At 33.7% G+C, this 22798-nt stretch carries 20 protein-coding genes; 11 read left to right on the top strand and 9 right to left on the bottom strand.

Annotated elements, in window-relative coordinates:
• From A9G36_RS01720 to A9G36_RS01690, 7 genes are all read left to right on the top strand, one after another.
• The coding region (locus tag A9G36_RS01720) for a DUF2345 domain-containing protein (protein ID WP_141670600.1) at positions 1 to 514 on the top strand (514 nt) is incomplete at its 5' end.
• 12 nt (positions 515 to 526) lie between these two features.
• Positions 527 to 1471, top strand: coding sequence for a hypothetical protein (locus tag A9G36_RS01715; RefSeq protein WP_065569155.1), 945 nt, complete (start codon positions 527 to 529; stop codon positions 1469 to 1471).
• Positions 1458 to 4799, top strand: coding sequence for a T6SS effector BTH_I2691 family protein (locus A9G36_RS01710; protein WP_065585314.1), 3342 nt, complete (start codon positions 1458 to 1460; stop codon positions 4797 to 4799). The genes A9G36_RS01715 and A9G36_RS01710 overlap by 14 nt, the downstream gene beginning before the upstream one ends.
• A 19-nt stretch (positions 4800 to 4818) precedes the next feature.
• Positions 4819 to 5766: a putative type VI secretion system effector gene (locus tag A9G36_RS01705; protein ID WP_065585313.1), complete on the top strand. Its 948-nt coding sequence runs from the start codon at positions 4819 to 4821 to the stop codon at positions 5764 to 5766.
• Positions 5767 to 5785: 19 nt separating this feature from the next.
• Positions 5786 to 6733 carry a putative type VI secretion system effector gene (locus A9G36_RS01700; protein WP_065585312.1) on the top strand — a complete coding sequence of 316 codons (948 nt, stop codon included), beginning with the start codon at positions 5786 to 5788 and terminating at the stop codon, positions 6731 to 6733.
• Between the two features lie 19 nt (positions 6734 to 6752).
• A complete protein-coding gene (locus A9G36_RS01695) occupies positions 6753 to 7700 on the top strand; it encodes a putative type VI secretion system effector (RefSeq protein WP_065585311.1) in 948 nt (315 codons plus the stop codon).
• A 19-nt stretch (positions 7701 to 7719) separates the two neighbouring features.
• Positions 7720 to 8097, top strand: coding sequence for a hypothetical protein (locus A9G36_RS01690; RefSeq protein WP_065585310.1), 378 nt, complete (start codon positions 7720 to 7722; stop codon positions 8095 to 8097).
• A 263-nt stretch (positions 8098 to 8360) separates the two neighbouring features.
• Here the strand turns inward: A9G36_RS01690 and A9G36_RS01685 are convergent, their stop codons facing one another.
• Positions 8361 to 9086 (bottom strand): hypothetical protein, encoded by a 726-nt coding sequence (locus tag A9G36_RS01685; protein ID WP_065585309.1) that lies wholly within the window; start codon positions 9084 to 9086, stop codon positions 8361 to 8363.
• A 14-nt stretch (positions 9087 to 9100) separates the two neighbouring features.
• Complete coding sequence (locus tag A9G36_RS01680) at positions 9101 to 9868, bottom strand: hypothetical protein (RefSeq protein WP_034945815.1); 768 nt, start codon at positions 9866 to 9868, stop codon at positions 9101 to 9103.
• A gap of 225 nt (positions 9869 to 10093) precedes the next feature.
• On the opposite strand from A9G36_RS01680, the gene A9G36_RS01675 reads away from it, so the two are divergent.
• Together A9G36_RS01675 and A9G36_RS01670 are read left to right on the top strand one after the other, a co-directional pair.
• Positions 10094 to 10924: a MetQ/NlpA family ABC transporter substrate-binding protein gene (locus A9G36_RS01675; protein ID WP_065585308.1), complete on the top strand. Its 831-nt coding sequence runs from the start codon at positions 10094 to 10096 to the stop codon at positions 10922 to 10924.
• Between the two features lie 171 nt (positions 10925 to 11095).
• A complete protein-coding gene (locus A9G36_RS01670; RefSeq protein ID WP_065585307.1) occupies positions 11096 to 12031 on the top strand; it encodes a hypothetical protein in 936 nt (311 codons plus the stop codon).
• A 334-nt stretch (positions 12032 to 12365) separates the two neighbouring features.
• Here the strand turns inward: A9G36_RS01670 and A9G36_RS01665 are convergent, their stop codons facing one another.
• The 6 genes from A9G36_RS01665 to nikA are packed head-to-tail and all read right to left on the bottom strand — an operon-like array spanning position 12366 to position 18685.
• Positions 12366 to 13691 (bottom strand): MATE family efflux transporter, encoded by a 1326-nt coding sequence (locus A9G36_RS01665; RefSeq protein WP_051825220.1) that lies wholly within the window; start codon positions 13689 to 13691, stop codon positions 12366 to 12368.
• A gap of 2 nt (positions 13692 to 13693) precedes the next feature.
• A complete protein-coding gene (locus A9G36_RS01660) occupies positions 13694 to 14473 on the bottom strand; it encodes an ABC transporter ATP-binding protein (protein ID WP_034945806.1) in 780 nt (259 codons plus the stop codon).
• Positions 14474 to 15328: an ABC transporter ATP-binding protein gene (locus A9G36_RS01655; protein WP_034945802.1), complete on the bottom strand. Its 855-nt coding sequence runs from the start codon at positions 15326 to 15328 to the stop codon at positions 14474 to 14476.
• Complete coding sequence (gene opp1C / locus A9G36_RS01650) at positions 15325 to 16149, bottom strand: nickel/cobalt ABC transporter permease (RefSeq protein ID WP_034946223.1); 825 nt, start codon at positions 16147 to 16149, stop codon at positions 15325 to 15327. Before opp1C ends, A9G36_RS01655 begins: the two co-directional genes overlap by 4 nt.
• 2 nt (positions 16150 to 16151) lie before the next feature.
• Positions 16152 to 17096 (bottom strand): nickel/cobalt ABC transporter permease, encoded by a 945-nt coding sequence (opp1B, locus tag A9G36_RS01645; RefSeq protein ID WP_034945799.1) that lies wholly within the window; start codon positions 17094 to 17096, stop codon positions 16152 to 16154.
• 23 nt (positions 17097 to 17119) lie between these two features.
• Complete coding sequence (gene nikA / locus A9G36_RS01640; protein WP_034945796.1) at positions 17120 to 18685, bottom strand: nickel ABC transporter substrate-binding protein; 1566 nt, start codon at positions 18683 to 18685, stop codon at positions 17120 to 17122.
• 304 nt (positions 18686 to 18989) lie between these two features.
• Here nikA and rhlE point away from each other — a divergent pair, with 304 nt between their 5' ends.
• Together rhlE and A9G36_RS01630 are read left to right on the top strand one after the other, a co-directional pair.
• Positions 18990 to 20285 (top strand): ATP-dependent RNA helicase RhlE, encoded by a 1296-nt coding sequence (gene rhlE, locus A9G36_RS01635; protein WP_080715886.1) that lies wholly within the window; start codon positions 18990 to 18992, stop codon positions 20283 to 20285.
• Between the two features lie 17 nt (positions 20286 to 20302).
• The gene (locus A9G36_RS01630) at positions 20303 to 20638 is read left to right on the top strand and encodes a YggL family protein (protein WP_034945793.1); all 336 of its coding nucleotides are present in this window, start codon (positions 20303 to 20305) and stop codon (positions 20636 to 20638) included.
• Positions 20639 to 20701: 63 nt separating this feature from the next.
• Here A9G36_RS01630 and A9G36_RS01625 read toward each other — a convergent pair whose 3' ends face one another.
• Positions 20702 to 22294 carry an ABC-F family ATPase gene (locus A9G36_RS01625; RefSeq protein ID WP_034945790.1) on the bottom strand — a complete coding sequence of 531 codons (1593 nt, stop codon included), beginning with the start codon at positions 22292 to 22294 and terminating at the stop codon, positions 20702 to 20704.
• Positions 22295 to 22798: the final 504 nt, after the last annotated feature.

Here is a 22798-nt window from a genome sequence, read left to right as displayed (position 1 = left end):
AAGCGGCATACTTGCCTATGCCCAAGAAGGCATTGCCTTAACCAGTCCACAAAACATTCAACTCTCCACCGGCAACAGCGTTACTTTAACCAGTGAAAACCAAACTGACATTGCCGCCTTAAAAAACCTTACCCTCTCATCGGGCGAAGCGATGGGCTTATTTGCCCACAAATCAGGCATGAAACTCTTTGCCAACCAAGGCGATATTGAAGTGCAAGCCCAAAACGCCAACCTCAACATGGCAGCTAAGCAAGAAGTTAAAGTCGACAGTGTTGATGGCAAAGTTGCCCTAAGCGCCAATAAAAAAATCACCTTAATTTGTGGTGGTTCATACATAAAAATCAGCGAAGAAGGCATTGAGCTTGGCACCCAAGATAATGTCTATTTTAAATGCAATGTCATGCAGAAAATGGGGCAAGCAAATATGGATGTAGATGCTTTATTACCTGGTGGTTGTGAAGCGGCGATACAAGAAGCGGATAAACTACAAAAAGCAAATGTAAGACTTGGATAAATTATAGATAACATGAATAAATCGATACAAAAACAAGACGTTGAGGCTATTTTTCAACAGATTATTTCGCTGTCATTAAAAAATGATGCACATTTTTACCTTATCTATCAAACTAATGATCAAAACACAAGTTTAACTGATTTGATTACAGGAAAGGAATTAACATTGTTTCGATATATAAACTATCAAATTAAACACACACCAGGACTTATTGAACTTGATTTAAAAAATGAAGAAGATCAAATTATTTTAAAACAAAGTATTCAAGAATTTTATTTAGCTATTGATCCTAAAACAGTATTATTTGCAAAACCACGTTCAGTATATGGTTGGATTTACTCTTCATTTAATGCCGAAGTATTAGCTCAAGAATTAGGAAAAATTGCCATTCAACCGTCAAGTGACGGTAAACAATTATTGCGTTATTTTGACCCATCGGTATTACCACCACTATTGAATATTTTCATTTTGGCTCAAAAGGAAATATTACTTAAACCTGTTCATTCATGGTTATATCTTAACAGTGATGGTCATTTAATTATTGAAAAGAATCCGCTAGATGAGCGTCACAACCTTATCGGTAATTTGGGGATTATTGATCAACAATGGGAACAAATAAGCTGGATAGAAAGTCGCAACCAGACACTTGCTCGTTATCATTTTTTTCATCCACAATATAATTTATCTGAAAGAGAGGCTGATGATATTATTATGCAATCTTTTCAAGATGCTACCCTCAAAGGATACCATGATAAACGAGATCTAACCGAATATGCTTATCGTAGTTTAGTTATACATCCTAAATTTATTAAACATCCAATTATTGCCGAAGCAATAAGACGACATCGGCACCAATCACTAATAAAACAATTACAAACTATAACTCCACCACAATGGGATATTGTAGCGGATGAATGTATCATTAATACGAAGGAAATAAATAATGGGTTTATGTGAAAAATGCCAATCTAAAGGTCTACCAATTTATCCGATTCGTTATGCTGTTGCACCTAATTATGTCACGGCAGATTTACCCTCATGGGCAAAAAACGATATGTTGCCTACCTTAAAAGGAGAGAGTAAATATGTATTAAGAACTATGCGAAAAGGTTATCTTTATGTATTGTGCCAGTATGAAAACAATATTATATTAGATGTTTCTATTTATAGAATTGATGAAAATGGTGGTTTTTGGCAACAAGATATTAGTAAAGAGCAAGATCTATTAGGATTTGGTGATATCATAAGTGAAGAAAATCCTTCTGTACCTTTCAATGATATAGAAACAACTTGCAACAACAGTGCCCATTTATCAAGCAATATTGCTTTTATTACACTTTCAAAACCTGAAAAATGTGAAAAAGCTTGGCTTGCTTTTAGTGAACATAAATGGAGCATTAAAACGTTAAAAAAATACCTTAACGATGAAGATAAACGTAACTTACGAATGCAACTTATCAAACCGAAGCAATGGTTAAATTCGCAAGTAAGTGAAAATGGAATTACGACTGCTGATAAAGAATCCATTGCATCCATAATGGAAATACAAAACATTGAAAATATAATAGAAAAAATCAAAATAAACTTACCAAACCTTGAAAATTGCAATTACTCGCTTTGCTTTCCTTATTTGTATCATAATAAACCATTAGACAAAAATACGCTTTCGCAAAGTATTTTATTTCGCCAACCATTTACATATGCTAAAGAGCTATTTAAAAAACGAAGCACATTAACACCTTGGCAATTACTAACCAAGCCAGTTTATGACCAAATTACCCTAAAAGAGCCGTATTCAGTCTATCTACATAAAAAAATGATGTCAGCTGAACGCAACAGCACCGATTGCACACCGATGATGGTAGTATTAAACGACAGCATTGGTATTACTGCCGAATTAAGCAACTGGGGTAATAGTGCATTAAACTCGTTTAGAAAAATAATGATAGAAAGACAGCGTGAAAATGCCACTTGTAGTGGTATTGCAATGCTTGAAGAAGCAATAAAAAACAGCGATCTTGCTGAAAGTGAAGAAGATTTTAAAAAACATATAAAAAACACCAATAAAAAATACCTTGCTGATACAAAATATTTTAATCAAAAAGTAATACCTTATGATAGTGGTATATTCGGAACTGATACAACCCGAATGATTCCATGGAGCGAAGAACAAAAAGCCAAAGGTCAACGTGTTATTAATATTGTGAATGAATCTAAAAAATATAATTTTATTTCCCCATATTTAACCGATATAGAACAAGCGGTAGAAAGTACAAAATATAACGCTGCAATATTAGTCCAATTTGTACAAGAAAACTACCTGATTGAAGAAGTAGGCGAAGAACGGCACGCACAAGTTTTTGAACAGGCATTTAAATTAAATAAACAAGCAGAAATGGTAAACATTGAACGCTTAGATGCTAAATTAGCAGCAATGAGAGTCGAATTTGAAGCGAAAGCTCAGGCGTATAAAGCACAATGGCATGAAAAAAATAAGACCGAACAATCGGCCGAAAAGCGTTGGCGCAAATATGAAAATCATTTAAACGACGATTATAAATCCTATAAAGAAAAATACGCCACTTTTTTACAAGAGGCAGAAGACTATATAGCAGGATTATTAAATGATTTAATTTTATGGGTAGATTGCAGTAAACAAAAAGAAAAGCATCCCATTTCATTGCCAGCCGATGATTTTGCACAAGATGATGATAATTATTTGGCGTTTGCCAACGATATTTTAATGACCTTAGGCATGCAAGCCCAAAGTAGCAAAGTTACCCAATTATTCACCCAATTAATTGAGGATGAAAACTTAGAAGGTCATAATATTATTTGGTCAGCTGTGTTTGCTAATCGAAAATTAGATAAAGAAAAACAAAAAGAATGTGTCAACTTTTTATTATCATTAAATAAAACAACCCAATTAAAACCGCAATCTTATGGCGAGTTCTTAGATAAATTAGAAACAGTATTAGAATTTTATCAAGCCGAATCAACAGAAAGTAATGCTATGATAGACCTTGCTAATAGCATTGCCAACATTAGTCACTCACTTTTTGACCCACAAGAACAACATAAAGCATTAGATACAACTAAAGAGTTCTTTTCGTTATTTGAAAGCGAACGAAACTCGTTAATTGATGGTGATTCGATCGATAACCAAATCACCGCCGCCTATTTACGCCCAATTAAAGAGGGAAGTTGTGCTGCACTTATTGCTTTATTAAAATATATGCAAAAAATGGGTGGTGATTTATCGTCAGAATTTGCCGAAGCTTTTTTAGTAGCAATTTCGCCAACAAGGCTATCTAAAACTGCGCTAAAAAAGAGAATGGCGTCATACCATAAATGGGCAGACAATTTAAAAAGTGCCTTGTATTCAGATATTAAAAATATTGGCGAAAAGCTGGCAAATGCCTCACAAAAAGCCACAAACCTTATCAAGCAACACATCACCAATGAAAAGGTTGGGGCAAGTTTTACTGCGGCTATATTGGGGGTACATATCATGAAAATCTATTATATAGTGACTGATAACTCATTAAAAACCCAAGCCCAACAAAACCAAGCCGATTATCAATTAGCCATGGCGGTATCAGCATCGATGGCAGCAAGCTTTCGACTAGTTACCGTATATGCCAACAAAGGACAAATCAATACCAAATTACTGTCCAATATGAACTTTTTAGGCAACTTTTTTGGGCTAATATCGGGGTTAATTGATATTGGTTTAAATTGGAATGAGGATATTTCAGATAAAACTAAGAGTGAAAAAACATTATATTATGCATCTCTATTTACCGCGATTGTATCCACCACCGATTTATTTTTACAAATGGGTAAAACCAGTTTAATTAAAATTATGAATAGAGGTGTTCAATTAGTTACAGGATTAGTGGCTAGAACCGCCTTTGTCAGCATAATGGTAACCACCGTCGGAGAGATTTCCATGATGATAATAGCTCTCGCTTTAAATCCATGGGTTAGTCTAGGGATCTTTTTACTTCAACTATACTTCGAATTAGCTGAAGACGATGATATCGAAAAATGGTTAAGGCGTTGCCGTTTTGGTAAAGGGCAAAATATAGAAGATTATGACTTTGCCTATCGTTTTAACTCGCCGGAAAAAGAAATTGAAGCACTGCAAGCGATCTTTAAAAAATATGAAGAGCAGCTAGCCGAATATTACGCTGAACAAGAACAAAAACGTATCAAAGAAAATATGCCCGTATTCTCATCGAGTGATTGGCAAACTATTTATCATTGGCCTACATCTCATTAATTATATAAGGAATTCGATTATGCCTTACGCAAAATATGATGGTAACGACCCCATCTATAACGACAAAGAGCAGTTATTAAAAAAAACCGGCATCAGTATTACCGAACCAATCCTGCCGCCCAAAAATTTGGTTAAATTAACCGGCACCCTATCCGAATTTAAAGGTCTATTTTGCTACGCTCAGCTAGGTAATCGAGCTTATCTAAGTGACGAGCAAAAACAAAAACAGCAAAATCAGCTTAGAAAGGGGGCAGTACTTGCCACTTTAAATGGTAATAGCATTGCCGCACTAGCCGGCTTGGGGCATGCTAATGGCAATGATCAAAATACTTATTTCCCTGCACAATATATTACCACGAAATTAAATGACACCATCACGTTAAAAGGCTGGATTGGTTTTTATAAATTTAACGATGGCGATCAGGTCGAGGTGGTCGCCGAAAAGCATGAAGACCATTACGAAGTGTACGCCATGCTCAAACCCAGTGAACAAATTATCTCACTGATCCCTTTATGTTTTGCAGGGCGTAACCAAGCATTAAAACGCCATCATTTACCCATATTTATCTTTTATGTTATTTGCGTGCTATTAATGAACTACTTTTTTCTTGATTTTTCGTTGGAAAATCTAACCATTGGTTTTGGTTCATTAGGGGTAATATTCGGGATAGCTACTCTGATGGTCTATAAAAATTTTATAGCAACACATGTGACACTTGCTGAACGAATATTTACCGTGTTGGGTTGGCGAAATGTTACTAATATCAATTTAGCCAAAATAAGTAAGCAATATATTGCTAAATTAATTGCACAAGGGAAATATGCAAAAGAATGTAATAATAAAATAGATGCTTATATTAGACCTCCTAAATTTGGTGAAGGTTGGTTTTTTTATTATTACGATCCTGAGGTATTATGCAAAAAAGGCAAGCCACCCTTACGGGTTAAAAATAAAAAAAGAAAATAAGTTCATAAGGAATTCGATTATGCCTTACGCAAAATATGATGGTAACGACCCCATCTATAAAGATAAAGAACATTTATTAAAAAAAACCGGCATCAGTATTACCGATCCAATCTTACCGCCCAAAAATTTGGTTAAATTAACCGGTACCTTATCCGAATTTAAAGGTCTATTTTGCTATGCACAGCTGGGGGATGGCGCTTATTTAAGTGATGAGCAAAAACAAAAACAGCAAAATCAGCTTAGAAAGGGTGCAATGCTTGCCACCTTAAACGGTAATAGTATTGCCGCATTAGCTGGCTTAGGGCATGCTAATGGTAACGACCGTAGTAATCTATTCGCGGCACAATATATCACCGCTAAATTAAATGACACCATCACATTAAAAGGCTGGCTCGGTTTTTATAAATTTAACGATGGTGATCAGGTCGAGGTAGTCGCTGAAAAGCACGCTGACCATTACGAAGTGTACGCCATGCTCAAACCCAGTGAACAAATTATCTCACTTGTCCCGCTATGTTTTGCGGGACGTAACCAAGCCTTCAAACAATATCGTCTACCTATGTTTTTCTTTTATGTTATTTGCGTGCTATTAATGAACTACTTTTTTCTTGATTTTTCGTTGGAAAATCTGACCATTGGCTTTGGTTCATTAGGGGTAATGTTTGGGGCAGCTTTTTTTATGGTTTACAAAAATTCCCTTGCTTCGCATGTCACGCTTGCCGAGCGCATTTTTACGCTATTGGGCTGGCAAGATGTTACTAACATTAATTTAGCCAAAATAAGTAGACAATATGTTGCTAAATTAATTAAGCAAGGAAAATACTCAACTAAATATAATAATAGTACGGATCTATATACAAGACCACCTAAAACTGGAGAAGCATGGAACTTTTATTATTACGATCTAGATGTATTATGCAAAAAAGGCAAGCCACCCTTACGGGTTAAAAATAAAAAAAGAAAATAAGTTCATAAGGAATTCGATTATGCCTTACGCAAAATATGATGGTAACGACCCTATCTATAACGACAAAGAGCAGCTATTAAAAAAAACCGGTATTAGTATTACTGATCCAATCTTACCGCCCAAAAATTTGGTGAAACTAACCGGCACCCTATCCGAGTTTAAAGGTCTATTTTGCTATGCACCACTTGCTGATGGCGCTTATTTAAGTGATGAGCAAAAACAAAAACAGCAAAATCAACTTAGAAAAGGAGCAGCTCTTGCCACTTTAAATGGTAATAGCATCGCTGCATTAGCCGGCTTAGGGCATGCTAATGGTAATGACCGTAGTAATGAGGTAGATGCTCAGTATATCACTGCCAAATTAAATGACTCCATCACGTTAAAAGGCTGGATTGGTTATTATAAATTTCATGATGGTGATCAGGTCGAGGTGGTTGCCGAAAAGCACGCTGACCATTACGAAGTGTACGCCATGCTCAAACCCAGTGAACAAATTATCTCACTTGTCCCGCTATGTTTTGCGGGGCGTAACCAAGCCTTCAAACACTATCGTTTACCTATGTTTTTCTTTTATGTTATTTGCGTGCTATTAATGAACTACTTTTTTCTTGATTTTTCGTTGGAAAATCTAACCATTGGTTTTGGTTCATTAGGAGTAATGTTTGGGGCAGCTTTTTTTATGGTTTACAAAAATTCGCTTGCCTCGCATGTCACGCTTGCGGAGCGCATTTTTACGCTATTGGGCTGGCAAGATGTTAAAAATATCAATTTAGTTAAAATAAGTAAGCAATATATTGCTAAATTAATTGCCCAAGAAAAATATGTAGAAAAGTATAATAATAAGACTGATCAATATATTAGACCGCCTAAATCAGGTGCTGGTTGGTTCTTTTTTTATTACGATCCTGATGTGTTATGCAAAAAAGGCAAGCCACCCTTACGGGTTAAAAATAAAAAAAGAAAATAAGTTCATAAGGAATTCGATTATGCCTTACGCAAAATATGATGGTAACGACCCCATCTATAAAGATAAAGAGCAGCTATTAAAAAAAACCGGCATCAGTATTACCGATCCAATCCTGCCGCCCAAAAATTTGGTTAAATTAACTGGCACCCTATCCGAATTTAAAGGTCTATTTTGCTATGCGCCACTTGCTGATGGCGCTTATTTAAGTGATGAGCAAAAACAAAAACAGCAAAATCAACTTAGAAAAGGAGCAGCTCTTGCCACTTTAAATGGTAATAGCATCGCTGCATTAGCCGGCTTAGGGCATGCTAATGGTAATGACCGTAGTAATGATTTTGAAGCTCAATATATTACTGCCAAATTGAATGATACTAAAATATGCGATGATAAATATTGACAGCTTTAAAGAAATAATTGATAAGCCAATATTAGCATCATCACTGGTCGCATGTTAATCCAGTATGAAAGAAAAAGGTATGCTGATGAAGCATTAAGCAAATGCAACGAAGTTGATGAGCTGTTTGACGAAAAGAGGTAATAGAAAAAAGACATGATTGAAGTAGGTTTAGATCAGCTCGGTGTTAGCTGCCTTATCAGTGGGACTTTGCTATGAAAAAAGTGAACGAAGCATAATCAACATTATTATTGTAATGCTTATCATTAGTAGTCAATTTCTCGTAAATTAAAGTAAGTATAATTTTCACCTAGCTTTAAACAGTAAGCTTTAGTCCAATCGCCATTTTCATTATAGTCATAGAAAGTGCATTTTTTAGTTTCTAATGGTTTTGCTTTCTTATCATCAAAAACTTTAATCATAATTTTACTTAATTGATTGTTATTATTATATAAAAAATGTTTTTCTTCCGTTGAGCTATAAGAATTTATTGAAGTTATATTGAGTGTGAATTGATTGACTATTTTGGTAATATTCCCTTTATCATAAAAAATATGACTAATCGTGGTTGGATTGGAAATACGTTCTATTTTTATTATCCGATATTGTTCATCATACGTTACTATCCATGATATTTTCTTTTCAGCATCTTCGACCTTATGAATATTTTTATTTTCATCTTGTTCTATATTCAGATCCAAATTGAATTTATTATTAATAAAAAACTGGCTTTTATTGGTTTCATAGTTGTTATCGATTTTCACATGATTAACGTCGACAGAGGTAATAAATCCATTAGTATCTGATTGATAACTCTGTTGCTCGCTACCAATAATTTTTTGCTGTTTGATCGGTTTTGAATAAGGTATATTCAAAGCATTTCCAAATAACAAGTAATTGTTAGTGATTTGGGTTTTATTTATTTTTTCTTTTTTTTCCTGACAGCCAGACAAAATTATCGATAAACAGCATATGGCAAGAATCCTTTTCATCTTTATATTCCTTCTTATTGATAATATTCAATACTACGTAAAATAAAGCGTTTTGTTTCTTTTTTAGGAGTTAAACAATATAACTTAGTCCAGTCACCATATTGATTGTGGTCGTCAAAAATACATGTTAATTGTTCATCAGGTATTGTTTGATTTTGGTCATCAGTGTTAAATTTTCCATCTTTTGCTATAAAAGAAGATTCGATTGTTTTAATTAATTGATTTTCTGAGTTATAAAAATACTGTTTTTTATTGAGATAATACGGAATAGATTGTTGTCCATCAATTTTATTAAAGATCTGATATTCATTGGTTTGCATTAAATTATTTTCGTAGGAAAGTTGATTAACAAAAGTATAATGACTTCCACCAATAACTGAATTTTCAATTTTTATAATTCTACCTTGATCATCATAAGTGGGTTTGACCACATTATTACCAAATGAATCTTCGATTGTTAGGATATTTTGTTTATCATCAAAATTGATTTTATATTTTGAATTTTTTTGAGAATCAATCATATAATTGTCTTTTTTAAAGTCAATATAGACTTTTTTATCGTTTAAACGGTAAAACGTAATTAAACCATTGGGGATGGTTTCAATTATACCTGAGTAAGTACCTTCAATTTTTTGTTTTTTAATTATTTTTGAAAAAGGAGCCAACTCAAATTGACCATTAGTAATATAGTTGTTGATTATTATTTTAGAATCTAACTGGTTGTTATTACAACCGAATAAGGTTAAAACTACAGTAAATAAGGTAATTTTTTTAACTTCCATCTTATTTATTGGTTTACTTTTTCATTTGATATTAGTTTTGTATTTAACCACAAATAGAGCTGATATTAAACAGAAATTTCATATATCTTAATCGAATATCAATATAAGCTTTATGTATTTTTACCCTCTGTAATACTGACTTATAATCATAACAAGTAAAATTAAAATAAAAGAATAGTTTTACTAATACTATATTAGTAATAAATTGATATGGAAGGAGTAATAATGAAAAAGTCTTTATATTTATCTATTTTAATCTTTGCAGGATTATGTTTATTGGGATGTGATAAAAAAAACAATAAAGGTATTACAAATAACCTTGAAAAGAAGGAAATAATTGTTGGATTACCGCCAAGTATGCACAATATCTTAATGGAGCGTGTGGTAAAACCTGAATTAGAAAAAAAAGGATATACCGTAGTATTGGTTAATTTTAGCTCGTTAAGAGATTCTAATACCGCTCTTGTTGAAGGGAGTATTGATTTAAATGCGGCTCAGCATCAAGCCTATCTTAATGTGTATAATAAAGAAACCAATAATGACTTAGTTCCACTAGTTCATATTCCTTCTATTTCAGCCGCTTTATTTTCACAAACACACCACACAATTAATGATGTTTCATCAGAGCAAATAATTGCTATTCCTAATGACCCTTCAAATACGGCAAGAGCTTTAATATTACTGCAAAAATTAAATTGGATAAAACTAAAATCAGACGTTCAAGAAGGTAATGTGACTTTAAACGATATTGTTGAAAATAAATACCATTTAAAGTTTAAAACATTATTATCTGAAATTATTCCTCGGATCCTTGGTGAGGTTGATTATGCGATAATGCCTGGCGGTGTAGCATGGTTAAGTAAAGTCCCAGTAGATAATCTTATAGTGCAAGAAGAATTATCACCTGATTTAGAATTAATGGTAGTCATAAAAAAAGAAAATCTCAATTCGCAATGGGCTAAAGATGTAAAACAATTATACCAATCAGATGTGTTAAAAAAATTCATAAAGGAGGATCCACAAGCAAAAGGTAGATTTATTTGGCCACAGCAATAAATTTTTAACACCTTAAATACCTGAGTAAATAGCTAGGATGTTTAAGGTTGAAAATCATTTTTTATAGCAAGTTGAAAACAAATATAGTACATAAAAACAGTTACTTATTTTTAATCTTTAATTGTTTGTGCTATAATTTTTACGCTTTCAATTTTTATAACAAATGATGTGATGAAACTAATAAAACATTCTCTGTTGCTAGTTTGCAGTTTTTCTTTAGTTGGGTGTTTTAACTCTGAACCACTATTGACTAGTACCGTTGAACGTTGGATCGATAATCCTACCATTAACGAAATAAAAGTAGTTATTGATGGAACAGAGTTAATTATTCCTGCTAAATCAGGCGTTAATTATACATTTAGCTATGGTAAACATACCTTATCTTATAATAACGAATCATTAAATTTTATTGCTAAACCTTCAATATTTAATAATACTGGCTTAATTAATCCAACACAAAGTAATTATTTCTTGTATACCACTTTATATACGACTTCAGACGGTGCTGATGAAATCTATAATAAGTTGATTTCTAAATATATGAACTTTGTTTCAATTATTGTTGACGGTGAAAAAAGAAGAATAGAAATGCCCGTTAAAGTGATTAATGATGTGTTTATTGAACGGCGCACTAACTTTTGGGACTACTCAGTTGATGAACCTCTGCCAAATAGTGTGACCATGCACCGAAAAGGTCAGTACCGATCACAAAAAGTAAAGTTATACCGTGAAAATAGCTTTATAGAAACGTTAAAGTCAGCAGGTGTTACTGAAGAGATAAGCTTTCCTTATCAACCTAGAAACTTTAGTGAGTTGAAAAAATATAGCATTTCTAATCTTGATATAAATAGCATTAAATGCCTAGCAGGTCGGGATCACATGAAAAAGCATTTACAAGATTGGCATCAATTATTTTCATTTACTGGAAAGGACTTTGCTATTGCCTATAAAAAATTGATATCAGATGAAACTGTTCAATCAAATTATGCATTACTAAATGAATGTGCTGGGGAAAAAGGTATTGAACAAGCTTATCAAAATGTAATGAAAAGTATTGAAAAAATGACTAACGACACCAAACAAATTAATTTTTATATAACTGATTAATTAATATAAAAATCGACGCCGTATCATAAGTTACTTAACTTTTATCGTTGTGTTTAGCTGTCATTTAATGGCAGCTATGACTTTGGTGGCAGTTGCTGTTAAACAGCATCAAAAGACATAAGCCCCCCCGTCCTTAAATTATAAGATTATTAAAAATGACCGGTTAATGATACTAGTCATTTTGTTAAATCATAAGCCATTTGTTTGCTGTAAGTATGATTTGTTAAGGTCATCAATTAGTCTTAAGCATATTTAATGCTGCACAATGAGTAATTCTAGTAACGGGAAAACAAAAAATACATGCCAAACTCATTCAATATTTACCGAGCAATACTTAAAGTGTGACATAGTTTTTCGATTTTTTAATCCAAATGACTAAAAATAGGGTTCGCCCAAAACTAAATAAAATATAAGAAAGCCATAATCCATTATTTCCCCATATTGGTACACAGATATATTGTGATATCAGCCATAAAATTAAGGCAAGAATCATAGAATCACGAATAGAAGAAGTGTAGCTGATCCCAGAAAAAACGCCATAATAGATAAGACCACCAGCAACCACAACAGGGAAGATAGTAAGCCAATATTGATATTGCAAACAGATAGTGATAATTTCGGTTTGATTGGTTAATAATTTAATAATTGTTGTATCAAATCCAAACCATAAAGCAATTAATATTAAAGGACAAATAATACAAGCTTGTAGTGACCAATGTAAGGTTTGATTATATAACTTAATATCTTTAGTACCTTTCGCCTTACCACTAAATACACTTGAAGCATTGGCAAAGCCGTCAAATAAATAAGCCATCAAATAATGAATTTGAAACAAGACGGCATTAGCAGCTAATACTTCCGTGTTAAAACTCGAACCAATCGAGATAAAATGGTTAGTAACGATTAATAAGCAAATGGTACGAATCATTAAGTTGGTATTAACTAAAATCACTCCTTTCAATGATTGCCAAGATAGTATCGATTTTAAATCAGTTTGTTGATTGGATTTTGGTAAATTACGATAAATAAACCAAATGCCTAACAAAGTACAAATTACTTGAGCAATTAGTGTTGCAAAGGCAACGCCTTGAACATTCCAATGAAATCCCCAAACAAAAATTACTGCCATAATAATATTAAGCAGATTAATTAATACTTGTAGAAATAGCACAGCCTTTACTTTAGACATTCCCATTAACCAACCAACTAAAACATAGTTGATAAGCACAAAAGGCGCCCCCCAAATTAGGATAGAGAAATATATATTGGCATAATGCTTTACTTCTTCATTGGGGTTGATAACGTTCATAGAGGCAGTAAAGATCACTTGCTGAAAAATGATAAAAATAACACCTAAAAATATTGCTATAAACAAAGGGCGGATTAAGGATGATCGCAATAGTAGTGGGTCGTCTAATGCTTGTGCGGCAAAACCAGTGGTACTGACTCGTAAAAAGCCGAAAAGCCAATAAATAGTGTTAAAAATAACAGCGCCAACAGCAATGCCGGCAATAAAGGCGGGATTGGGTAAATGCCCGACCAACGCAGTATCAACCACACCAAGTAATGGTGTTGTAATAGTTGAAATGATAAACGGAATAACTAGCGCTAAGTAATCTTTAAAACGATATTGTTTATTAATGGTAGATTGAGTTGTCATATTTAAAAACTTAAAATAGATTCAAGAAGTTGTTTAGAATAAGCATTATTGACCTGATTTAAATTAGCTATCTTATCAACATGTTCCACAATTTGACCTTGATAAAAGAAGATCACTCGATTACAAAGATAAGTGATAGTTGTTAAATCATGGGTAATAAAAATGGCTGTTAAATTTAACTGTTTTTGCAAATCAACTAACAACGATAGAATTTGGGCTTGGACAGAGATGTCAAGAGAACTTACAGCTTCGTCAAATAAGATAAATTTAGGTGAGCAGGCAATTGCCCGTGCAATGCAGATGCGTTGTAATTGACCTCCACTCACTTCGTGAGGAAAACGATGATAAAATGACTCATTTAATCCGACTTGTTCTAATAGCTCAATTATTCGCTTCTTTCGTTGAATAACCGTCAGTTTTTGATAAATATCTATAGGTTCAGCGACAATTTCAGCGATAGTAAAATAAGGATTAACCGAAGCATTATAATCTTGAAAAACGGCGCTAATTTCCCGTCGCATTGGGGATTTTCGCCATGCTCGTTGTCCTATATCTTGCCCATTAAAATAAATTTTGCCACTATCGGGCTTTTCAAGACCTAAAATTAGCTTACCAAGAGTGCTTTTACCACTTCCGCTTTCTCCTACAATACCTAAACATTCGCCTTGGTATAAAGACAAAGAAACATCTTTAATAATCGGCGTTTTTTTGCGGTTAAATAAACCTTGATTAGGTTGTAAAAAGGATTTTTTGAGATTATTAATTTGTAATAACGGTGTCATTTAGATTGTCTCCAATCTATTTGGGTGGATAACGGCGTTAAATTTGGCTAATAACTGTTTACGAGTATCAATTAAGTAACGTGTGTAATCGTTTTTAGAATGATAAAAAATATGATCGCAACGACCTTGTTCTACAATACATCCTTGATTCATTACAATAATATGATCGGCAATATGGTGAATAACACCTAAATCATGCGAGATAAATATCATTGCTGTTTTCGATTGTTGTTTGATATTTTTTAATAATTGCAGAATATGAAGTTGACTAATAGAATCTAACGCTGTGGTTGGTTCATCGGCAATAATTAATTCAGGTTCAAGCATCAATGCAATTCCGATCATGATTCTCTGTAACATGCCGCCACTTAACTGATGTGGGTATTTGTTAAAGATTTGTTTTGGATGATTAAGACCAATGTCGGCAATCATAGTTAATGTTTTTTCAATAGCTTGTTTTTTAGTAATTGTCAGATGTGCCAATAACGTTTCAACCACTTGATTGCCAATACAATAAAGTGGATCAAAAGCATTCATTGGATGCTGTAGTATAGCCGAAATAGCATTACCACGAATATGGCGTAATGTGTCATGATTTTGTTTTAATAAATCACCATTTAATTGTAACGCTATTTTAGATTGTTTAGGGGTAAATAAAATTTCCCCTTTAACCGAAAAGTAGGGCTCTAATAAACCGATAATGGCTTTACTGGTTAAACTTTTACCGCAACCACTTTCACCTACAATACCTAAACATTGATGATGCTCAAGACAAAAGGAGATATCGTTAAGCAGTGTTTTGCCATTATCCAGTGTTACGGTAAGATTCTTAACCTCAAGTAATTTATTACTCATGCTGTTTTTTCCTTAGGATCAAGAATGTCACGTAAACAGTCGCCAAGCATATTAAACGCGGAAACTATAATTAATATTGCAATTCCAGGATAAACCATTTGCATAGGATGCTGCATCATAACGTTTTTTGCTTCACTAAGCATCAGTCCCCATTCTGCTGTTGGTGCTTGTATGCCAAGCCCTATGAAAGATAGAGCAGAAATATTCAATATTACCCAACCAGTATCTAATGTGGCTAATACAACCAGTTCTGACATTACATTTGGCAATAAATGGCGACAAATAATAAAAGAATGCGGAGCGCCAATTGCTTGGGAAAATAAAATATAGTTTTTACGGCTATACTTGATTACCGAGCTGCGTATCATACGGCTATACCAAGCCCATTTAACCACAATATTGGCAATAATAACGTTTTCAATACCTACGCCAAGTACACCAACAATAGCCAGAATCATCACTTGGCTAGGGAAAGAAAGCATGATATCGCATAAACGCATAATACATTCGTCAAATTTACCCCGTTTATAGCCTGATATTAAACCAATTGTTGCACCAATAACAATAGTAATAATCATGGTTAATAATGATAAAAATAATGTGGAGCGAATGCCATAAAGTAGTCTTGAAAAAATATCACGACCAAGATGATCACAACCTAACCAATGTTGAGCCGACATCGGGGCATATTTACGAACAATACGCACTTTATTAGGATCAAATGGTGCAATATAGGGAGCTAATATACCTAATATAATAATAGTTGCAATGATAATTAAACAACATAGTGCAGTTTTATTTTTACAAACCTGCTTAAGCATATTCATGACAAACCACCATTATCACGTAAACGAGGATCTAGTAAATGATGAATAACATCGACAATAAAATTACACACCACAAATAATATTGCCATAATTAAAATATAAGCTTGAATAACCGGATAATCTCGATTCATGATAGCTGCAATGCATAAACGACCAAGCCCTGGCCATGAAAAGATATATTCAACGACAAATGAACCAGCAATTAATTGCGGAATTGTCATACCTAATGCGGTAATAGTGGTATGTAAGGAATTTACTAATACATGTTTAATAATAATTGTGTGTTCTTTTAACCCTCGACTACGTGCATAAAAAACGGAGTAGTTACGCATGTTTTCTAGCATGTTATTACGAATAAAACGAATATAGGTTGAAATATAAACGAATGATAACGTTAAAGTCGGTAGAATTAGATTCTGCCATGTGCCATATCCATTTGTTGGCAGCAAATCTAAATAATTAGCAAAAAACCAGATAAATAAAAGTCCAAGCCAGTAGCTTGGCATAGCCGTGCCTAAAAAAATTATAATACGTAAAATTTGATCAAAAACTGAATTAGCAAAAATGGCGCATAAAACACCTAAGATCAGACTAATAATCAATGTAAAAATGAATGAAGAGAATGCTAAAAGAATTGTTGGTTGTAAACTTCGAATGATCTCATCTAATACTAACCTATCTCGATGTACAAAAGAACGACCAAAATCAAGTTGAAAAACGTTATATAACCAACTGAAATAACGGTTCCAAAATGGTTCATTTAAACCTAACTCTAGGCGCATACTTTCAATAGCATCAGGCGTGGGCATGATTTCATTTAAACGTAGGGCTACTTCAGCAGGATCAGAAGGGGCTAAATTAATGAGTAAAAAAGCAATAAATGAGATACCGATAATAATCGGTATCATCATGATTAAACGTTTAAAAATATAATTTAACATTATTACTAGCTAATACAAATAAATTAAAAATGCATTTTCTCAAATGGAATGTCAAACTGTGAAGGAGCAAACTCAATACCTTTTAGTGATTTAATAGCTATAGCTCGGTTGCGTTCATAAGTTAACGGAATATAAACGGCTTGATTATGCAAGGTTTCAAGCACATAACGGTAAAGATCTTGGCGTTCTTTTTCGTTAGTTGAAATTAATGCTTTACTAATGCTTGCATCAATTTGAGCTTTTTCTTTCAAACCTTGTTGTGCCATATAATCACCATATACCGGTAATTTCATGCCAGACATAAAAGATTGTGGGTCATAAGGCATTCCCCAAGAAATATCAAACACCATATCAAAATCCCCCGCTTTTTGGCGATCACGATAGCCTTGTTCTTCTTCACCATGAATATTAAGTTTTAAACCAACTTGCTCAAACTCATCTTGCATGTATTGTGCAATGGTTTTTTGAGACGCAGTATTGCTATCATAATAAAGAGTAATTTCAAATGGTTTGCCTTCTTTTTGGCGGTAAATTTGACCTTTTTGTTTTAGCCAGCCCGCTTTATCAAGCAGCTCTTCGGCTAATTTAGTATTATATTTGTAAGGTTTTAATCCAATATTTGCATAAGGAATATTAGTAGCCATTAATGTATCAGCTGGTGCTTCACTACTATTAAATATACCTTCAGAAATATCTTTTTTATTGATGATATGTTCGATTGCTCGGCGCACATTGGTATCGCTTAGTTCTGGTCGAGTAGTATTCATTAATACCATACGGCTTGATACCGGTTTTGACATCAACGCTTGAAATTTATTCATTGTTGAAAAGCGTTCAAATGAATCGGCATCTACCATATTTTTACCGTAAATTAAATCAATTTCACCTTTTTCAAGTGCCATCAAACGGCTTTGATTGTCAGCAATTACTTTCATGGTAACGGTTTTCAGTTTCGGTTGTTCACCCCAATAGTTAGGATTAGCGTTAAAAACAGCATACTGATCCTTTTTATGTTCACTTAACACATAAGGACCGGTACCAATATAAGATTTTACGCCATTTTTTGTTTCACCATTAATCATTGAATTTGGTGAAATAAAGCGCATTGGTCTGGTTACTGCAATTTCAATCAAAAACGGGTAGTAAGGCTTTGATAGGTTAACTTGAAGCGTATAATCATCAATGGCTTTCACTTCTGTAATTAGGCGTACCATTTCAAGCCAAGTATGACGAACTTTATTAGAAAGAACGGCATCCCAATTAAGTTTTGCAGTGTAAGCATTAAACTTTACACCATCACTAAAACTGACGTCTTTACGTAATTTAAACGTGTAGGTTTTGCCTTGATTGGTGATAGTCCAGCTTTCAGCTAACCAAGGCGAGAATGTCCCATCCTCGTTATAATGGACTAATGATTCATAAAGCATGTTTTGTGCCCACATTTCGCCAGAATAAAGATGAGGGTTTAAATCCCGTATGTCGCGGAAGTTAGCAAATGTGATATCATCTTTGGCAAAACAATTAAAACCAAAAATCAATAACAATAAAGTAATTAATAAATTTTTAAAACGGTAAAAATTAAACAGCATTTGCAAATCCATAAAAACAGTTGTTATAAGGACAAGAATACTAGCATAATCATAAATGATAATAAATATCATTTCTATTATTGTTGTAAGAAAAATATTAAAAATCAGTATGTTTTACTTTCACTTAATTCAATTGGGTAAAATATCGCACTGTTTATTAATATTTTACTTATACTCGAATAAAAAATTATGAAACAAAATAGATCATCAATTCAATACTGTATTTTTAAATAAACAAACAATTATTATTCAATTGCTTTATAATATAAAAATAACTTTCTTTCGTTTATTTAGGAATTAATTCATGTCATTTGACTCTCTTGGCTTAAATGCCAAGATTTTAAAAGCAATCCAAGAACAGAACTACACTCAACCCACCCCCATTCAACAACAAGCTATACCAGTAATCTTATCTGGCAAAGACCTTATGGCTAGCGCACAAACAGGAACAGGTAAAACGGCAGGTTTTGGTTTACCAATACTGCAAAAACTCGTAGAACAGCAAGCAAAAGAAGCCAATAATTCAAAGCCTAAAAAAGGCAAACGTCCTTTATATGCTTTGATTTTAGCTCCAACTCGTGAGCTCGCTGCACAAATTGGCCAAAATATTCGTGAGTATAGCCGTTATTTACAGATTAGGTCATTAGTAGTATTTGGTGGGGTGAGTATTAATCCGCAAATGATGAAATTGCGTGGTGGTGTCGATGTTTTAATTGCAACTCCTGGGCGGCTGCTTGATTTAGTTCAACAAAATGCGGTGGATCTTTCAACCATTAAAATGTTAGTGTTAGATGAAGCCGATCGCATGTTAGATATGGGATTTATTCATGATATTCGCCGTGTGATTGCCAAACTACCTAATAAGCGACAAAATTTAATGTTTTCGGCAACTTTTTCGGATGAAATAAAGACATTGGCACAAACGATTCTACAAGCGCCAGAAGTGGTTGCTGTTGCTAAAACTAATAGTACCTCAGAGCAAATTACCCAATATGTGCATCGTGTTGATAAGCGTCGTAAACGCGAATTGCTTTCATACTTAATTGGAAAAAATCAGTGGCAACAAGTGTTAATTTTTACGCGTACAAAATACGGGGCTAATCATTTAGCTGAGCAATTAACGAAAGATGGTATAAAAGCAGCCGCGATTCATGGCAATAAAAGCCAAGGTGCTCGTACTAAAGCTTTAGCAGATTTTAAGAGTGGACAAATTAGAGCATTAGTCGCAACCGATATTGCGGCAAGAGGGCTAGATATTGAGCTGCTGCCCTATGTAGTTAATTATGAGTTGCCACAAGTTGCTGAAGATTATGTACATCGTATAGGGCGAACAGGGAGAGCGCAAAATCAAGGTCAAGCGCTCTCACTTGTGTGCATTGATGAACTGCCACAATTAAAAGCCATTGAAAAACTAATTAAGAAAACCATTCCAGAAATAACTACGCAAGGTTTTGAAGTGGATCCAAGAATTAAAGCAGAGCCAGTGAAAAAAACATCATCAAGACAATCCGCTCACAAAAGAAACAACACAAATCAAAATAGTGTGAAACAAACTAATAAACACATGAACTTTAAAAATAAACAAAGTTATACTCAATAAAATAGAAGGAAACTACTATGGTAAATCGCAGCAGACGTTTACGAAAAAAATTACATATTGAAGAGTTTAAAGAATTAGGTTTTACTGTTAGTTGGTCATTTGACGAAGGCACAACCGAAGAAACTTTAGATAATATTGTTGATCAATTCATTCTTGAAGCTATTCAGCCCAATGGCTTAGCTTATGAAGGAAGTGGTTATTTAAATTGGAAAGGTATAGTATGCACCCAAAAACTAGGTAACTGTACTGAAGAACACCGTGACATTGTCACAAAATGGTTAGAAAGCCACGGTTTAAAAAATGTTAAAACCAGCTCACTTATAGATATCTGGTGGGATGAATTGGATTTTTGATGTGTTAACTAATCAATTGAAATAAAGCTAGCCACTAATGTGGCTAATTTTATTGATGAGAGATTATTCTATTCCTTGGCTACGTAAGTAATCTTCATAATTACCAGTATAGTCAATCACTTTTTCAGCGGTGATTTCAATGATACGAGTTGCCAATGAGCTCACAAACTCACGATCGTGTGAAACAAAAAATAGGGTGCCTTGATAAAGCTCTAACGCCATATTAAGTGATTCAATGGATTCCATATCTAAATGGTTTGTTGGCTCGTCCATAACAATAATGTTAGGGCGCTGCATCATCAATTTACCAAATAACATACGTCCTTTTTCGCCACCAGATAAGACTTTAACTTGCTTTTTAATATCGTCTTGTGAAAATAATAATCGCCCTAAAATACTCCGTACCGCTTGCTCGTCATCGGTTGGTTGCTTCCACTGACTCATCCAGTCAAAGACCGTTAAATCTTCTTCAAACTCGTATTCATGATCTTGGGCATAATAGCCAATATTGGCATTTTCTGACCATTTTATATCACCTTGTTCAGGCGTAAGCTCGCCCATTAACGTTTTTATTAATGTGGTTTTACCAATACCGTTTGTCCCTAAAATTGCGACTTTTTCACCCACTTCAACCATTAAGTTTAAGTTTTTAAATAAGGGATCACTGTCAAAACTTTTGGTTAGGTTCTCAACGACTAATGCATTACGATAAAGCTTTTTATCTTGCTCGAAACGAATAAATGGATTTTGACGGCTTGATGCTTTTACTTCTTCCAATTGGATTTTTTCAATCTGTCTTGCGCGTGATGTGGCTTGTTTTGATTTAGAGGCATTTGCGCTAAATCGGCTTACAAAAGATTGTAGTTCACTTATTTGGGCTTTCTTTTTAGCATTATCTGCTAATAAACGCTCTCTGGCTTGCGTTGATGCAGTCATATAATCGTCGTAATTGCCTGGATAAATTCGAAGTTCGCCATAATCCAAATCTGCCATATGTGTACAGACCATATTCAAAAAATGTCGATCATGCGAAATAATAATCATCGTACTTTCGCGTTGATTTAAAGTATCTTCAAGCCAACGGATAGTATCGATATCCAAGTTATTGGTCGGTTCGTCAAGCAATAAAATATCGGGATTTGAGAATAAGGCTTGGGCTAAAAGTACACGTAGCTTCCAACCTGGAGCGATTTCACTCATAAATCCATAATGTTGCTCAATTGGAATACCCACACCTAATAATAATTCTCCTGCACGAGCTTCGGCACTATAGCCATCCATTTCGGCGTATTGGGTTTCCAAATCCGCAACTTTAAAGCCATCTTCTTCACTCATTTCGGGTAAAGAGTAGATGCGATCACGTTCTTGTTTGATCTGCCATAATTCGGTGTGTCCCATAATTACGGTATCAAGTACGGTAAACTCCTCAAAAGCAAATTGGTCCTGACGTAACTTACCTAATCGTTCATGCGGATCTAAAGCAACATTGCCTGAAGTTGGCACTAAATCGCCACCAATAATTTTCATAAAAGTGGATTTGCCGCTACCATTGGCACCAATTAGGCCATAACGGTTGCCATTACCAAATTTAACTGAAATATTCTCAAATAATGGCTTACTGCCAAATTGCATTGTAATGTTATTTGTACTTAACACGAAAATTTACTCTCTTTAACATGCGTTTGCCCAAAAGGTATCAACCTTGAGTGAAGTCGCAAAAAAATATGAATTGGCGCACATTATGCCATATTTTAAGTTTTTTGAGGATGATTGTTTTACTTAAGGTAAAAAGCAGCGCGTTATTTTCGCTTTGCTATCATTTATTTAAAACAATTAATATTTTTAAATAATTATTTAGTTCATTTTATCTTAAAATACGAGTAAACCATTACAGGAGTTTAAAAATCAAGATTATGAAAAGGGGGAATTGTTTTTTATTGTTTTGATGAAAAAGAAATAGTGTCATCATATAAAGATAAATAATTAGGAAAAAGTATTAAATATTTAAATTATGCTATTGAAGAAGGCTATTATTGCTACGAAGACAGGGTATTGTCGAATATTATTTGAATTATATAGATGTTTTCAATTGAAATTGATATTGAAGATAAACAATCAAAAAGAAAAGTAATAGATAGTGAAATAATAGAAGCATAAAAA

Source organism: Gilliamella sp. Choc6-1 (assembly GCF_001690385.1).
Classification (GTDB): Bacteria; Pseudomonadota; Gammaproteobacteria; order Enterobacterales; family Orbaceae; genus Gilliamella; species Gilliamella apicola_A.
Note: the sequence above shows the minus strand (reverse complement) of the source record. Positions and strands in the feature narration are given on the sequence as shown.

Excerpts from the sequence above, each read along its gene's own strand:
- A9G36_RS01715 (WP_065569155.1), top strand. The coding sequence starts at position 527 with ATGAATAAATCGATACAAAAACAAGACGTTGAGGCTATTTTTCAACAG.
- A9G36_RS01710 (WP_065585314.1), top strand. The coding sequence starts at position 1,458 with ATGGGTTTATGTGAAAAATGCCAATCTAAAGGTCTACCAATTTATCCG.
- A9G36_RS01705 (WP_065585313.1), top strand. The coding sequence starts at position 4,819 with ATGCCTTACGCAAAATATGATGGTAACGACCCCATCTATAACGACAAA.
- A9G36_RS01700 (WP_065585312.1), top strand. The coding sequence starts at position 5,786 with ATGCCTTACGCAAAATATGATGGTAACGACCCCATCTATAAAGATAAA.
- A9G36_RS01695 (WP_065585311.1), top strand. The coding sequence starts at position 6,753 with ATGCCTTACGCAAAATATGATGGTAACGACCCTATCTATAACGACAAA.
- A9G36_RS01690 (WP_065585310.1), top strand. The coding sequence starts at position 7,720 with ATGCCTTACGCAAAATATGATGGTAACGACCCCATCTATAAAGATAAA.
- A9G36_RS01685 (WP_065585309.1), bottom strand. The coding sequence starts at position 9,086 with ATGAAAAGGATTCTTGCCATATGCTGTTTATCGATAATTTTGTCTGGC.
- A9G36_RS01680 (WP_034945815.1), bottom strand. The coding sequence starts at position 9,868 with ATGGAAGTTAAAAAAATTACCTTATTTACTGTAGTTTTAACCTTATTC.
- A9G36_RS01675 (WP_065585308.1), top strand. The coding sequence starts at position 10,094 with ATGAAAAAGTCTTTATATTTATCTATTTTAATCTTTGCAGGATTATGT.
- A9G36_RS01670 (WP_065585307.1), top strand. The coding sequence starts at position 11,096 with ATGAAACTAATAAAACATTCTCTGTTGCTAGTTTGCAGTTTTTCTTTA.
- A9G36_RS01665 (WP_051825220.1), bottom strand. The coding sequence starts at position 13,691 with ATGACAACTCAATCTACCATTAATAAACAATATCGTTTTAAAGATTAC.
- A9G36_RS01660 (WP_034945806.1), bottom strand. The coding sequence starts at position 14,473 with ATGACACCGTTATTACAAATTAATAATCTCAAAAAATCCTTTTTACAA.
- A9G36_RS01655 (WP_034945802.1), bottom strand. The coding sequence starts at position 15,328 with ATGAGTAATAAATTACTTGAGGTTAAGAATCTTACCGTAACACTGGAT.
- opp1C (WP_034946223.1), bottom strand. The coding sequence starts at position 16,149 with ATGCTTAAGCAGGTTTGTAAAAATAAAACTGCACTATGTTGTTTAATT.
- opp1B (WP_034945799.1), bottom strand. The coding sequence starts at position 17,096 with ATGTTAAATTATATTTTTAAACGTTTAATCATGATGATACCGATTATT.
- nikA (WP_034945796.1), bottom strand. The coding sequence starts at position 18,685 with ATGCTGTTTAATTTTTACCGTTTTAAAAATTTATTAATTACTTTATTG.
- rhlE (WP_080715886.1), top strand. The coding sequence starts at position 18,990 with ATGTCATTTGACTCTCTTGGCTTAAATGCCAAGATTTTAAAAGCAATC.
- A9G36_RS01630 (WP_034945793.1), top strand. The coding sequence starts at position 20,303 with ATGGTAAATCGCAGCAGACGTTTACGAAAAAAATTACATATTGAAGAG.